This window comes from Allokutzneria multivorans (assembly GCF_039537405.1).
GTDB lineage: Bacteria > Actinomycetota > Actinomycetes > Mycobacteriales > Pseudonocardiaceae > Allokutzneria > Allokutzneria multivorans.
In genome coordinates, this window is record NZ_BAABAL010000005.1 from 780,691 (window position 1) to 794,058 (window position 13,368).

Consider the following 13,368-nt stretch of genomic DNA (forward strand, 5'->3'; position numbering starts at 1 on the left):
ATCGACTGCCCGCCGATTCCCGGTTTCCCAAGATCCACCTAGCTGATCGCGACGGCCACGACGAGGCCCAGCGCGAGGTGCGCGGAGGCCACGACGAGGCTGGCCGGGGTGTAGACCTCGGAGCGGATCAGGTTGCCGATGTCGATCCGGGTCACCCACTCCAGCAGCCGAACGGCGAGCACCTGGACGATCACTCCGACGAAGCCGAAGACCAGCGCCGAGAGCAGGCCCTCGGACAGCTTGCCACCGGCGTTGTTGATCACCACGACGACGATGAACGCCATGCTGATCAGACCGGCGGAGGTGATCACGACCGCGTTCGGCGCGCCGTTGCGGACGAGCTGGCTGAGCTTGCCTGGGGTGGTGAAGTCGATGGCGTAGAAGCCGACGAGCATGAGCAGCAGGCCGACGACCGCGTACAGCGCGATGGCGCCGACGCCCCGCAGGAGCGCTCCGCCGAAGCCCTCCTCCAGCGCCAGGGACGAGACGGCGAGTTGGGTGGTCACGAACTTCCTCCTACGACGGAGCCGGGAAGACTCCCTGACTGTCCATTATGGATGGTGATGGGCGATCTCATGACTCGGGAATGCGGTGCGGCACGAACGCCGCGCCGTCGTCGGTGACCAGGCCGACGGTCTCCCGGATGCCCAGGCCCGCCGAGTGGTCGCCGACCACCCACGCGCCCAGCACCGGGCGCATGCCGTCGAACTCCGGGAGCGGGTCGAAGAGCTGGTAGACGTAGCCCTCCTTGCCGTACACGCCACCGGTCTCGTGCTCCATGCCGGGAGCGACGATCTGGATGTTCGAGCCCTCCCGGCCCAGGCGCGGCTTGCGCACGTACTCGGTGAGGAAGCCGGGCTCGTCCAGGAAGCACGGCAGCAGGTTCGGGTGCCCGGGGTACATCTCCCAGAGCACCGCGAGCAGCGCCTTGTTGGACAGCAGCATCTTCCACAGCGGCTCGACCCACAGCGTCCCCGGCTGGGTCTCCACCGCGTGCTTGCCGAACGGGTCGTCGACGACCCACTCCCACGGGTAGAGCTTCACCACGGTGGACATGACGTCCTCGCGCAGGTCCACGAAGCGCTTGAGCTCGGGGTCCCAGCCGATCTCCTCGATGGCCAGCCCGACGGTGTCCAGTCCCGCCTCGGCCGCGGTCTCCTGGAGGTAGGCCGCGGTGACGTGGTCCTCACCGCTGGAGTCCGCCGCCGACCAGGTGAAGTGCACCTGCCCGGCCGGGAGCCGGTCGGCGAGCTGGCTCCAGCGCTCCACGAGCTTCTCGTGGATGGAGTTCCACTGGTCGTCGCCCTCGTGGGTGTCGGTCAGCCAGTGCCACTGCACGACCGCCGCCTCCAGCAGCGAGGTCGGCGTGTCGGCGTTGTACTCCAACAGCTTCGCCGGGCCCTTGCCGTCGTAGCGCAGGTCGAAGCGGCCGTAGAGGTGCGGGTCGCCGCGCTTCCACGAGTCCGCGATCGCGGGCCACACCCACTCCGGCAGGCCGAAGTCGCGGTAGCGCTCCGTGGTGACCACGTTGTCCACCGCGTCCAGGCACATGGAGTGCAGCAGCTCCACGTCGGCCTCGACCGAGAGGACCTCGTCGAGGCTGAACACGTAGTGCGTCGACTCGTCCCAGTACGGGCGCTGCACGCCGCCGGGGCCCGCGGCCGGACTGCCGAACACCAGGCCCTGTTCCGCGACCTTGCGCTCCCAGTCCGCGCGCGGCTCGGAGGTCTGCCTGTGCACTCAGCTTCCTCCGCTGCTGCCGCTGGTCCCGCTGCGGACGCCGAAGCCGCCGCGCTGGACCGACTTGCCGGACGGGGTCGAGATGTTGGCGCCGCTCGGCTTGATGGAGCTGCCGCCGGTCACCTTCTGCCCGATGGCCCCGGAGCCGCCGTAGTTGTAGCTGTACTGGCGGCCACCTCCACCGAGGTAGATGAACGTGCTGCCGCCGCCGCTGCTGTAGCCGCCGTTGGAGCGCGCGTAGTCGTCGTCGCAGTACTTGTCGTCGACGACGGTGTTGGTGTTGTCGACGCAGCGCGCTTCGACGTCGTCGGGCTGCGACGCGGCGTACCAGATGGCGACCAGCGCGACGACGCCGACGGAGACGCCTCCGCCGATCAGCAGCCGCTTGCGCAGCTTGGCCTTGCGGGCGGCTTCCGCCTCCTCGGCCTCCCTGCGCGCCCGCGCCTCGCGCCGCGCGGCCTCGCGGGCGCGCTGCTCCGCGACGGTCGGGGGGCGGGCCCTTGTCGTGCCCGGGTCCTGGAAGTTGATCTGGCCGCGCTTGGGCCGCGCCGGCGTCTCGACCGGTTTGACCTGCGCCGTCGGCTGGTCGGCTGACTCGGCGGCCGGGTCGGGCCGGGCGTCGGCGGACGGCCGCTGCTCGGCGGAGGCGGGCTCGGACCCCGACGGACCCTGCTGGGTCGACGGTGTCTGCTTCGGCTCGGGCGGGTGCTCGCCGCCCGGCGTTTCGTTGTTCGTCATCAACCACTCCCGAGCGGCACCGTACCGAGGTCCCGGGTGTGACGTACGACAGTGGCCAAATAGCAACCCAGGTCACCCGGATAGACGCTTGGATTGGCCGGAACGGGCATCATGGGGTAGATGCCGTTAGCCCCTGCCCTCCAGACCCGCGATCGGACCCACCGCATGGATCACACCCAGAGCACCCGCCGAGTCATGGCGGGCGCGTTCGCCGGTGCGCTGCTCATCCTGGTGGCGAGCACGGCGTTCGGCTGGAAGCTCGGCTCCTCCGGCGCGGGCGCGGGGCCGGGGCACGTGCTCGCCGACGCCCCGCCCGGGACGTGCCTGAACTGGACGAAGGCCGATGCGAGCGATGTCTCCAAGGTCGGCTGCGAGAAGCCGCACCTGTTCGAGCTGACGTTGACCGCCGACCTGTCCACCGACCCCAACTTCGGCGACGACGCCGCCTTCCCCGACGAGCCGAGGTGGAACCAGATCGGGCAGAGCTGGTGCGCCGAGAAGTCCGTCGAGGCGCTGGAGGGCAGGCTGGACCCGGCGGGCAGGCTGAGCGTGAGCGCGCTCAAGCCGACCAAGAACAGCTGGGACGACGGCGACCGCAAGCTCTGGTGCGGCGTCCAGGCCGCGGGCCCGTCGGGCGTGCTGTACCCGATCGTGGGCAGTGCGAAGGCCATCGACCAGTCCAACGTGCACTCCGTCGGCACCTGCGTCGGCATCAGCGGGCGCGCCGTTGCCGACCCGGTCACCTGCGACAAGGCGCACGCCTACGAGGTGGTCGGGGTCGTCGACCTCGGCGCGCACTTCCCGTCGGAGTACCCCGACGAGCGGGCCAAGCAGGACACCCTGCTCGGCGTGCAGTGCTCGAAGCTGGCGGCGGAGTACGCGGGCGGCCCCAACGCGGTCGAGCAGAAGGGCCTGACCGTCTACTGGGACACCCGCAAGCAGGACAGCTGGATGGCGGGCTCGCGCAGGGTGGTCTGCAAGGTCGGCACCGAGCTGCCCGACAAGTCCGGCCTCGCGCCGATCAGCGGCAGCGTCAAGGCCGGCGCCCCCGGCAAGGTCGACATCGGCAAGGAGCCCGCGCTGGCGCAGGTCCCGGTCGCGCCGCCCGGTGCGCCCGCCCCGCCCGGTGCGCCCGGCACCGACGTCACCGACCAGCTGGACGTCTCCGTCGACCAGCAGGGCGGCGAGCACGGTGGTCCCGGCGGCTCCACCCCGCCCACCTCGCAGGGCGGCGGCTGATCCGCCGATGCCCGTCGAGATCTCGCGGCTGCGCTTCGACGAGCTGGTCGCGGAGGCGCTGGACCTGATCCCCTCGGAGCTGGCCGCCGCCATGGACAACGTCGTGGTGCTGGTCGAGGAGCGCAATCCCGACGAGCCGACGCTGCTCGGGCTGTACGAGGGCGTCGCGCTGACCGAGCGCACCTCGACCTACGGCGGCGTCCTGCCCGACCGGATCTTCATCTACCGCGAGGCGTTGATGGACTTCTGCAACGACGAGGACGAGCTGGTCGACGAGATCGCCGTGACCGTGGTCCACGAGATCGCCCACCACTTCGGCATCGACGACCACAAGCTGCACGACATGGGCTGGGGCTAGGCGGTCAGCTGATCGTCGAGCACTCCGTCAACGCCGACGTTCACCAGTCTTCAAGACCAGCAAACCCCGCCGATGATCATCGCTAACCGCCACAAACCTGGGCATCACCGCGAGCCGCCCCGGAGTTTGTGGCGGTTGGAGACAGCCGCGGCGGGAGTTCGCTGTACTTCAAGACCAGCGAACCTGGCGGCGCGCGGGATCGAACGCTAGGCGGTCAGTTGCTCGTCCGGCCAGGAGAGGCAGCGCCAGCCCTCGTGGTCGACCTCCAGCACCACGCGCGCCGTGTTGGGCAGGTACCACCGCCCGGCGGCGACCTCGTCCAGGTCGGCGACGAGCTGCCCGGCGATGAAGCGCATCACCCCGGCGTGGCTCACCAGCACGACCGTGCCCTGGGCGTGCGCGCTCCTGACGCGGTCGAGCGCTTCGACGTAGCGGTCCAGGATCTGCCGTCCGGTCTCGCCGCCGCCAGGCATCGCGCGGTCGAGCTCGCCCGCCATCCACGCCTCGTAGACCTCGCGGTACTGCTCGACGGCAGGCTGGTCTGAGCGCCCCTCCAGCTCGCCGATCTGCACCTCGTGCACCCCGGGCAGCACGACCACGTCCAGCTCGTGCGCGTCGGCGATCGGCGCGGCGGTCTCCTGGGCGCGCGCGGCCTCGCTCGCGTAGACGGCGATCACGGGCTCGTGGGCGAGGTCGAGGCCGGCCTTCAGCGCCTGGCTGCGCCCCTCACCGGTGAGCGGAGGGCCCGGCAGCTTGGTGTCCAAGATCAAGTCCACATTGGACTGAGTTTGCCCGTGCCTGACCAGTACGACGCGCAGACAGCTCACGCCCGCCCTCCGGAACGGATGTCGGCCAGCCACGCGGCGGCGTCGGTGAACGCCTCGTCGGAGCCGCTGGAGCCGCCCTCGTCGGCGCGCGGGAAGGAGCCGAGGAAGCGCACGTCCTGGCAGTGCCGCCGCAGCGCCGCGAGCGCCTCGCCGACGTGCGCCTCACCGACGTGGCCGCCGAAGTCGAGGAAGAACCGGTACTCGCCGAAGCTGCCCTTGATCGGCCGCGACTCGATCCGGGTGAGGTTCACCCCGCGCAGCGCGAACTCGTTGAGCACCCGCGCCAGCGAGCCGACGGAGTCGCCGGTCACGACGACGACGGTGGTCCGGTCGGCGCCGGTGGGCGCGGGCACCTCTCCGGGGCGGCGGACGAGCAGGAAGCGGGTGACCGCGTCCTCCACGTCGGCGACCTGACCCGCGAGCACGTCCAGCCCGTACCGCTCGGCGGCCAGCGGCGCGCACACGGCCGCGTCGGCGTTGCCGTCGCGCACGGCGACAGCGGCAGCGGAGGTCGAGGTGGTCGCGGACTGGGCGGCTTCGGGCAGGTGGACGCTCAGCCAGCGCCGGACCTGCGCGAGCGCGTGCGGGTGGCTGGTGACGGTCCGGACGTCCTCGGCGCGGACGCCGGGGCGGACCAGGATGTCGAAGCGCACCGGGAGCATGGTCTCGGCGACCGCGACCAGCGGCGCGCCGTCCGCGAGGGCGTCCATCGTCGAGGTGACCGAGCCCTCGACGGAGTTCTCGATGGGCACGCAGGCGGCGTCGCGCTCACCGGAGCGGACGGCGTCCAGCGCGGCGGCGACGGACTCGGCGGGGACCAGCTCTGCGGAGGCGACGTCGGTGAGCAGCTGGCGCACGGCCTGCTCGGTGAACGTCCCCTCAGGACCTAGGTAAGCGATGCGCGGCACACGCTCCACCTTAAGCGGCGTTTCGGCACCCAGAAGACGAATCGGCTGCGGCCGAACGGGTCAGATCGGGGTGAGACGCGAAAGACATATCAACTCCCCTTCTCCGCCCTTGCAATGTTTCCCCCCTCTCAAGCGATGCTTGAGCTGTGAGCGGCGATGCGGAACGCATGGACACGGCTGACCGACGGATCGACGAGACCTCCCCCGCGGTGATCCCCGCTCCGCGCCGCACCCCTCAGCTCGTGCTCTGCGCGGTCGAGGACGACCTGGCCGAGGCGTGGCTGGACATCGCGCGGGACCGGCCGGAGATCAGCGTGCACCGGGGCTCGATCCTGGAGCTGGACGTGGACGCGGTGGTCAGCCCGGCGAACTCCTACGGCTGGATGCGCGGCGGGATCGACGCCGTCTACGCGCAGGTGTTCCCGCAGATCGAGGAGACCGTGCGGCGGGCGGTGCTGACCTACCACGGCGGTGAGCTGCCCGTCGGTGAAGCGCTCGTGGTGCGCACGGGCCGCCCCATGCCCGCGTGGCTGGTGAGCGCGCCGACCATGCGCGAGCCCGGCGAGCGGCTGCCCAAGGACACCGTGCACCCCTACCTCGCGGCGCGCGCGGTGTTCCGGCTCTGGACTAGCGGGCGGCTGGAGAGCGGCACCCCGCTGCGGCGCGCGGTCAGCGCGCTGGCCATGCCCGGCCTGGGCACCGGCGTCGGCGGGGTCTCGCCCCAGGACTGCGCGCGGCAGATCGCCGCGGCGTGGGACGAGGTCATGGCCTAGGAAAGGCGAAGGCACCCTGGTGGGGGAGGTACCAGGGCGCCTTCGTTGGCAGCGTCAGTTGACAGCGCTGCCTTCGCTACCGCGAACCTTGATCTTCGCGGGTTCGACGGGCTTGCGGACGACGCCGCGCACCCGGACCCGGAGCAGTCCGCGGTCGTAGTCTGCTTCGACGTTGTCGCCGGTCACGCCCTCCGGCAGGCGGAACTCCCTGCGGAACTCGCCGCCGCGCAGCTCGCGGAAGACCGCGCCGTCCTCGGCGCCCGCGTCACGGCGGCCGCTGACGGTCAGCTTGCGCTCGCTGACCTCGACGTCGACACCGTTCTCGATGTCGATGCCGGGCAGCTCCAGGGTGATCACGACGTCCTCACCGTCACGGTGCACGTCGGCCGGGGGAACGAAGGCCCCGGCGCGGTTGTTGACCCTGGTGGAACGACGGGTCAGCAGGTCGAAGTCGGCGTCGATCTGCTTGATCAACGACGTGAACGGGTCACGCACTGCGAGAGCCATCCGAATCCCTCCCTACGTATTCTGACTACCGGCTTTAGCACTCGGCGTCTATGAGTGCTAACGGACGACCCCCGCCGCTTGTTCCCAGTACCGTGTGACGCGTGACAACCCGCGTGCTGCTCGTCGACGACCACGAGGTGGTCCGCAGGGGACTGCGCGACCTGCTCGACTCCGAGCCCGACATCGAGGTGGTCGCCGAGGCGGGCACGGCCGAGGAGGCGGTGGTCCGCGCCCAGGCCGCGAGCCCCCGGGTCGCCGTGGTGGACATGCGCCTGCCCGACGGCGACGGCGTGACGCTCTGCCGCAGGTTGCGCGATCTCCCGGAGCCGCCGTTCTGCCTGGTGCTGACGGCCTTCGACGACGAGCAGGCGCTGGTCGGCGCGATCCTCGCCGGAGCGTCGGGCTATCTGCTCAAGCAGGTGCGCGGCCAGGACCTGGTGACCGCCGTGCGCGAGGTCGCGGCCGGACGCTCACTGCTGGACCCGCAGACCACCGCGCGCGTGCTGGAGCGGATGCGGCGCGAGGCGGCTGAGCCAGCCGACGAGCTGGCGGCGCTGACCGACCAGGAGCGCAAGGTGCTGGAGGCGATCGGCGAGGGCATGTCGAACCGCGAGATCGCGGAGCGGCTGTTCCTGGCCGAGAAGACGGTGAAGAACTACGTCACGTCCGTGCTCGCGAAGCTGCGCATGCAACGACGCACCCAGGCCGCCGCGTGGATCGCTAAGCGAACGCGAGGGGAATCTCCCAGGTGATCTTGGTGCCGCTGCGCGCGGACGAGGTGATCTTGCACCGCCCGCCCGCCGCTTCGGCGCGCTCTTCGAGGTGACGCAGTCCGCGCTTGGACACGTCCTTCGGGATGCCGCAGCCGTCGTCGACGATCTCCAGGCGTAGCAAGGAGTTCTTCCGCCGGATGCGCACGCCCACCGTGTGCGCGCCGGAATGCCTGACCACATTGGACAGTGTCTCGCGGAGCGCCGCCCTGGCGTGGTCGGCGGCCTCCGAGGGCACGCTGTCCAAGTCCCCCTTGGCATCCAGGCTCGGTGGGAAGCCCAGCAGCTCCCCCGCGATGTCCACCTCCGCGCGCACCGACGCGAGCAGGTCGGCGGGCGGTTCGGGGTCGGGCGAGCGCAGCGCGCGGACGGTGCCGCGCACCTCCTCGATGGTCTGGTCGAGCTGGTCGACGGCGTCGGCGATCCGCGCGGCGTCGGCCCGGTCAAGGCGCGTCGCCAACCGCCGCCCCAGCAGGTCGAGCTGCATCCCGGCCGCGTAGAGCCGCTGCACGATCACGTCGTGCAGGTCGCGGGCGATGCGCTCCCGCTCTTCGTAGACGGCGACGCGCCGCCGGGCGGTCGCGCCCTCCGCGAGCACCAGTGCCAGCCCAGCCTGCGCGGCGAAGCTGGCGAGCAGGTCCACGGTGATCTTGCTGAACGGCTCCGCGCCCCTGCGCCGGTACACCGCGAGCGCGCCGAGGCGCCGCTCCCGCGTGCCGAACGGCGCGACCGCGAACGGCCCGTAGCCACGGAGCGCGGCGGGCACGAACGGCGCCGTGCGCGGGTCCACCACGAAGTCGTCCACCGCGACGGGCACTCCGCCCCGCGCCACGCGAGCGGCGGCCGAGCGGGCGGAGAGCGTGAGCCCCACCAGGCCGTCGTCCGCGAGGGGGTGCGCCGCCTCGACGGTCAGCCGGTCGTCCTCCGCGCGGACCGTGACGAGCCCCAGGTCCGCCTCGGCGAGCGCGGCGGCTCGCTGGACGACGAGCGGCAGCACTCCGTCCACGTCGTCACCTTCGAGGGCGGCCGTGGTGATCTCGGTGGAGGCAGCGAGCGCGCGGGCCGCGAGCGTGGGGTCCACACTTGCCAGACTACGCATGGACCGGCTCGTGCAGCAGCACCCGACCTGCGGCTACCTCGATGAGGGTGTCGCCTTGACGGACGTCGTCAAGTCGATGCGTCACGTGCACGACCGTCCGCCCCGCGAGCGCCGCGCGCAGCCGTCCGAGCACCTCGTCGGCGGTGCGCTCGTCGAGGTGCGACGTGGGTTCGTCGAGCAGCACCAGGTCCGCCTCGTCGGCCGCGAGCAGCGTCCGCGCCAACGCGATCCGCTGCGCTTCGCCCCCGGAGACCGCCGCACCGCCTGCGCAGAGCAGCACGTCCATGCGGTCCGTCCACTCGCTCATGCCCGCGCTCCGCAGTGCCGCTCTCAGCTCGTCGTCGGTGGCGTGAGGCTTGGCGGGCAACAGGTTCTGCCTCAGCGTCGTCGAGACCAGCTGGGCGTCCTGCGGGCACCAGGCGACGCGCTCCGGCACTTCGGCGCGTCCGGCGCTCGGGTCCAGGAAGCCGAGCAGCAACGCCAGCAAGGTCGACTTCCCGCTCCCCGACTCCCCCACGACGACGGTGTAGCTCCCGCGCTCCACCGCCAGGTCGACCTCGCGCAGCACCTCGTTGCCCGCCCACCCGACGTTGACGCCGTGCAGCCGAACACCGCCTGTCGTCCTGTGAACACGCTTCACAGGCTCCGGTGTCGTGTCGGCGCGCACGTGATGGGTGCGGAGCGCGCGGAACTGCTGGAAAGCGGGCGGCAGCAGGGCAAGCGCTTCCGCCGTGGCGAGCGGGATGAGGGCCAGCACGGGGATGAGCAGCGGGTCGATCTTGGCCACCGCGCCGAGCGCGATGCCCGCGAGCGCGGTGAGGCCCGTCGCGAGAACGATCACCGCGTTGGCCGCGCCGACGCCGAGCGCTTGACGGCGCGAGCGCACGGCCAGCTCGGCGTCCACCCTCGCCAGGTCCGCCCGCCGATCATGGTGCGCGCCAAAGGAAATCAGGTCCGCCGAGGCTTCGAGCAGCACGAGGACCTTCGCGCTCACGTCACGGCGCCCGTTGGCCAGTGCGACCGATGCGCGCCGCTCCACCACCAACGCCGTCACCGGCGCGAGCACCGCCGCGACGCCCAACACCATCAATGCCACCAATCCCGCCTCCGGCAGGATCATCGCTTCGACCGTGACCGCCGTCGCCAGCACCGCGACCGAGACCAGCGGTGGCACGAGCACGCGGGGCACGAGGTCGCGGATCGTGTCCGTGTCCTCCGCGAGGCGCTGGGCGGCTTCGCGGTCGATCCGCGCAGGACCCAGTGCCACCAACGTTTCCCACAACCGCACGCGAAGCCTGCTCGCGAGGCGGAATGCGGCGTCGTGCGACACCAGGCGTTCGAGGTAGCGCAGCACCGCGCGCCCGATCCCGAACGTGCGCACCGCAACGACTGTGACCGTGAGCGTCAGGATCGGCGGCTGCTGCGACGCCTTCGCGATCAGCCAGGCCGACACCGCCGTCAACGCGATGCCGCTGCACAGCGCCGCCGCCCCGATCAGCGCTCCGCCGAGGGAACGCGCGGTGATCAGCTCGCGGATGGGTGCGGGCCGGTGCGGACGACCTGCTTGGGTGGCCGCCCGCACCGTGCCGCCACCGCCGGCGTCGAGTTCGGCGGCGGGATCGTGGGTGCGGTGGGCGGCGAGCAGCACCGCGACACCGCGCTGGGCGGCTTCGTGCACAGTGGCCATGACGCGCTGCGCGGTCGCCGCGTCGAGGTGCGCCGTCGGCTCGTCCAGCAACAGGATTCGCGCGCCCCGGTTCACGCGCAGCAACGCCCGCGCGATCGCGACGCGCTGCCGCTCACCGAGCGAGAGTTCGTCCACATCACGGAAACAGAGGTGCAGCGCGGCGGCTGAGTCCAGCGCTTCCGCAAGCTCTTCGGCTGTCGGGTCGACCACCGCCAGCGCGAGTTCCTGCGCCACCGTTCCCGCCGCGAATGCCGGACGCTGCGGCACCCAGGCGATCTGCTCGCGCCACCTGTCGATGTCCACAGTGGACAGTTCGGTGCCGTCGACGGTGATCGTGCCCGATTCCGGCTTCACGAAGCCCAGCAGCACTCCGAGCGCCGTGGACTTCCCCGCCCCGCTCGGCAGGTCCAGCCGCGTGATCTCGCCCGGCCGCACCGTGAAGCTCAGCCCGTCCGGCGCGAACCTCCCCCGCCGCTCGACCCGCAGCGCGTCCACCACCACTTCGCGCGCGAACACCGGCGCCGCGCTCTTACCCGGATTCTCCGAGCCTGGCCGCAGATCGCCCGCGAGCGACGCTCCGGTGCCCGCGCTCGCCACCGCAAGCAGATCTTCACCGCTCGCGCTGGCCGTCGCGTGCGCACATCCGCCATCGCTCGCGCGCGGGGCGTCGGAGGCGATCTCCGCGACGCGGCGCACCGCCTCCACTCCGTCTTCGCTCGCGTGGTGCGCCGCCCCCGCCGCGCGCAACGGCAGGTAGCACTCCGGCGCGAGGATCAGCGCGAACAAGCCGACCGCGAGCGTGAGATCACCCGAAACCAGCCGCACGCCAACGAAAACCGCCACCACCGCGACCGAGATCGTCGCGATCAGCTCCAGCACGAACGCCGACGCGAACGCCACGCGCAGCGTCGCGCCGGTGGCCTGGCGGTGCGCCTCCCCCACCCGGCGCACCGCCTCCGCCTGCGCGGCAGCACGTCGGAGCGAGGTCAGCACGGGCAGCGCGCGCACGAGTTCGAGCAGGTGGCCGGACAAGCGCTCGTTGGCGTCGGCGGCACGCGCGACCTGGTCCTCCGTGTGCTTGCCGACCAAGATCGCGAACAGGGGCATCAGCGGGATCGTGAGCGCGACGATCACGGCGGACACCCAGTCGGAGAACAGGATCGACGCACCGACCACGAGCGGCGTCGCCACGGCGGACAGCAACGCGGGCAGGTAGCGGGTGAAGTACGCGTCCAGTGCGTCCAGGCCCCGCGTGGCGAGCGTGGTCAGCTCGGCGGCGCCACGCCCGGTGATCCACTCCGGTCCACGGGCGAGCGCGGAGTCCAGCACCTGCGCGCGCAGCTCCTCCTTGGCACCCGCTGCGGCCCGCGCGGCGACGGCTTCGGTGGCCCACGCCAGTGCCGCGCGCGCGACGACCGCGCCCGCGAGCACGAGGAGCGGGAAGCGCAGCGCGTCCAGCACGCCGCCAGCGGAGCCAAGCGCCGCAGCGCCACCGGCCGCAGCGCCGGACACCACGCTCGCCAGGGCGGTGGCGATGGCCCAAGCCTGGGCGACCAGGGCGATGGCGGTGAGCACCGACAGCACTCCGGTCACGGCCAGGGCCCGCCGCGCCGACACCGACATTCTCGGCAACGAACCGAGGGGACCGCGCGTTCCCGTTTTCGCGGAGTCCACGCTGGTGGGGAGTGGTGCGCCTGGGATGCTCATGGCACGTGCACCGGCGGGATGTGCGCGGTGCTGATCCGCTTGCGGAAAACCCAGTACGTCCAGGCCTGATAGACGAGGACGGCAGGAGTTCCGAAAAGCGCAACCCAGCTCATTACGCCGAGCGTGTAAGGACTTGAGGACGCATTGCTCACGGTCAGTGAGTTCGCGGCGTCGAGGGTGGACGGGAGGACGTCGGGGAAGAGCGCGCCGAACAGAACGACGACCGTCGACGCCAGCGCGATGCCCAGCCCGGCGAACGCCTGTCCCTCACGCCCAACGCGCAGGCGCAGCAACGCAACGACCACCGCGACGAGCGCCAGCACGAGCGGCGCGACAGTCCACGTGAAGCCCTCACGCCACTGCACGAGAACGAGCAGCGCCACCAGCGGCAACAACGCCACAGGCGCAACGCGAAGAGCCAGCACCCTTGCACGAACACGGATCTCGCCGTCGGTCTTGAGCGACAGGAACACCGCACCGTGCACGAGCGCGAAGCCCGCCACGGCCACGGCGCCGAGCAGCGCGGGCCACTGGAACGCGGCGAAAGCCGAGCCGACGCGGTCGCCGCGCGCATCGAGCGGAAGCCCGAAGACGTTGGTGGACAACACGAGCCCGACGCCGAGCGCGGGAACCCACGAGCCGATGACGATCACGCGGTCCCAGTTGCGACGCCACCGCACGGAATCGACCTTGCCGCGGTACTCGAACGCGACACCGCGGCCGATCAGGGCGAGCAGCACGAGCAGCAGCGGCAGGTAGGCGGCGCTGAACAGCGACGCGTACCAGTTCGGGAACGCCGCGAAGGTGGCACCGGCCGCGACGAGCAGCCACACCTCGTTGCCGTCCCACACCGGGCCGATCGTGTTGATCAGCACGCGGCGCTCGGTGTCGTCGCGGCCGAGCACGGGCAGCAGCATGCCGACGCCGAAGTCGAAGCCCTCCAGGAACAGGTAGCCCAGCCACAGCAGGGCGATGATCACGAACCAGATGACCGGCAGGTCCACTGTGGACACTC

13 protein-coding genes are annotated in these 13,368 nt (G+C 71.5%); 4 read left to right on the top strand and 9 right to left on the bottom strand.

Going from position 1 to position 13,368, the window contains the following annotated elements; genetic code table 11:
• Positions 1-38: 38 nt before the first annotated feature.
• The 3 genes from ABD798_RS07670 to ABD798_RS07680 form a co-directional block, all read right to left on the bottom strand.
• On the bottom strand, positions 39-506 hold the full coding sequence (locus ABD798_RS07670) for a DUF350 domain-containing protein (RefSeq protein ID WP_344872082.1): 468 nt from the start codon (positions 504-506) through the stop codon (positions 39-41).
• 67 nt (positions 507-573) lie between these two features.
• On the bottom strand, positions 574-1,740 hold the full coding sequence (locus ABD798_RS07675; RefSeq protein ID WP_344872084.1) for a glutathionylspermidine synthase family protein: 1,167 nt from the start codon (positions 1,738-1,740) through the stop codon (positions 574-576).
• On the bottom strand, positions 1,741-2,478 hold the full coding sequence (locus ABD798_RS07680) for a hypothetical protein (protein ID WP_344872086.1): 738 nt from the start codon (positions 2,476-2,478) through the stop codon (positions 1,741-1,743).
• A 165-nt stretch (positions 2,479-2,643) separates the two neighbouring features.
• On the opposite strand from ABD798_RS07680, the gene ABD798_RS07685 reads away from it, so the two are divergent.
• Both ABD798_RS07685 and ABD798_RS07690 read left to right on the top strand, forming a co-directional pair.
• Positions 2,644-3,717, top strand: a complete 1,074-nt coding sequence (locus ABD798_RS07685) for a septum formation family protein (RefSeq protein ID WP_344872088.1) — start codon at positions 2,644-2,646, stop codon at positions 3,715-3,717.
• 7 nt (positions 3,718-3,724) lie between these two features.
• Positions 3,725-4,075 carry a metallopeptidase family protein gene (locus tag ABD798_RS07690; RefSeq protein ID WP_344872090.1) on the top strand — a complete coding sequence of 117 codons (351 nt, stop codon included), beginning with the start codon at positions 3,725-3,727 and terminating at the stop codon, positions 4,073-4,075.
• 206 nt (positions 4,076-4,281) lie between these two features.
• Here the strand turns inward: ABD798_RS07690 and ABD798_RS07695 are convergent, their stop codons facing one another.
• Together ABD798_RS07695 and pheA are read right to left on the bottom strand one after the other, a co-directional pair.
• Complete coding sequence (locus ABD798_RS07695) at positions 4,282-4,935, bottom strand: histidine phosphatase family protein (protein WP_344872092.1); 654 nt, start codon at positions 4,933-4,935, stop codon at positions 4,282-4,284.
• A complete protein-coding gene (gene pheA / locus ABD798_RS07700; protein ID WP_344872094.1) occupies positions 4,899-5,810 on the bottom strand; it encodes a prephenate dehydratase in 912 nt (303 codons plus the stop codon). The genes ABD798_RS07695 and pheA overlap by 37 nt, the downstream gene beginning before the upstream one ends.
• A 167-nt stretch (positions 5,811-5,977) precedes the next feature.
• Here pheA and ABD798_RS07705 point away from each other — a divergent pair, with 167 nt between their 5' ends.
• A complete protein-coding gene (locus ABD798_RS07705; RefSeq protein ID WP_344872922.1) occupies positions 5,978-6,583 on the top strand; it encodes a macro domain-containing protein in 606 nt (201 codons plus the stop codon).
• 54 nt (positions 6,584-6,637) lie between these two features.
• On the opposite strand, the gene ABD798_RS07710 is transcribed toward ABD798_RS07705, so the two are convergent.
• On the bottom strand, positions 6,638-7,090 hold the full coding sequence (locus ABD798_RS07710; protein WP_344872096.1) for an Hsp20/alpha crystallin family protein: 453 nt from the start codon (positions 7,088-7,090) through the stop codon (positions 6,638-6,640).
• A 101-nt stretch (positions 7,091-7,191) separates the two neighbouring features.
• Here ABD798_RS07710 and ABD798_RS07715 point away from each other — a divergent pair, with 101 nt between their 5' ends.
• Positions 7,192-7,842: a response regulator gene (locus ABD798_RS07715; RefSeq protein ID WP_344872098.1), complete on the top strand. Its 651-nt coding sequence runs from the start codon at positions 7,192-7,194 to the stop codon at positions 7,840-7,842.
• Here ABD798_RS07715 and ABD798_RS07720 read toward each other — a convergent pair.
• The 3 genes from ABD798_RS07720 to cydB all read right to left on the bottom strand — a co-directional run bounded on the left by ABD798_RS07720 (position 7,811) and on the right by cydB (position 13,357).
• Complete coding sequence (locus ABD798_RS07720; protein ID WP_344872100.1) at positions 7,811-8,941, bottom strand: GAF domain-containing sensor histidine kinase; 1,131 nt, start codon at positions 8,939-8,941, stop codon at positions 7,811-7,813. The genes ABD798_RS07715 and ABD798_RS07720 overlap by 32 nt on opposite strands.
• Before the next feature lie 10 nt (positions 8,942-8,951).
• Positions 8,952-12,269, bottom strand: coding sequence for a thiol reductant ABC exporter subunit CydD (gene cydD / locus ABD798_RS07725; protein ID WP_344872102.1), 3,318 nt, complete (start codon positions 12,267-12,269; stop codon positions 8,952-8,954).
• Between the two features lie 80 nt (positions 12,270-12,349).
• Entirely contained in the window at positions 12,350-13,357 is a 1,008-nt protein-coding gene (gene cydB / locus ABD798_RS07730; protein WP_344872104.1) for a cytochrome d ubiquinol oxidase subunit II, read from the bottom strand.
• Positions 13,358-13,368 lie beyond the last annotated feature (11 nt).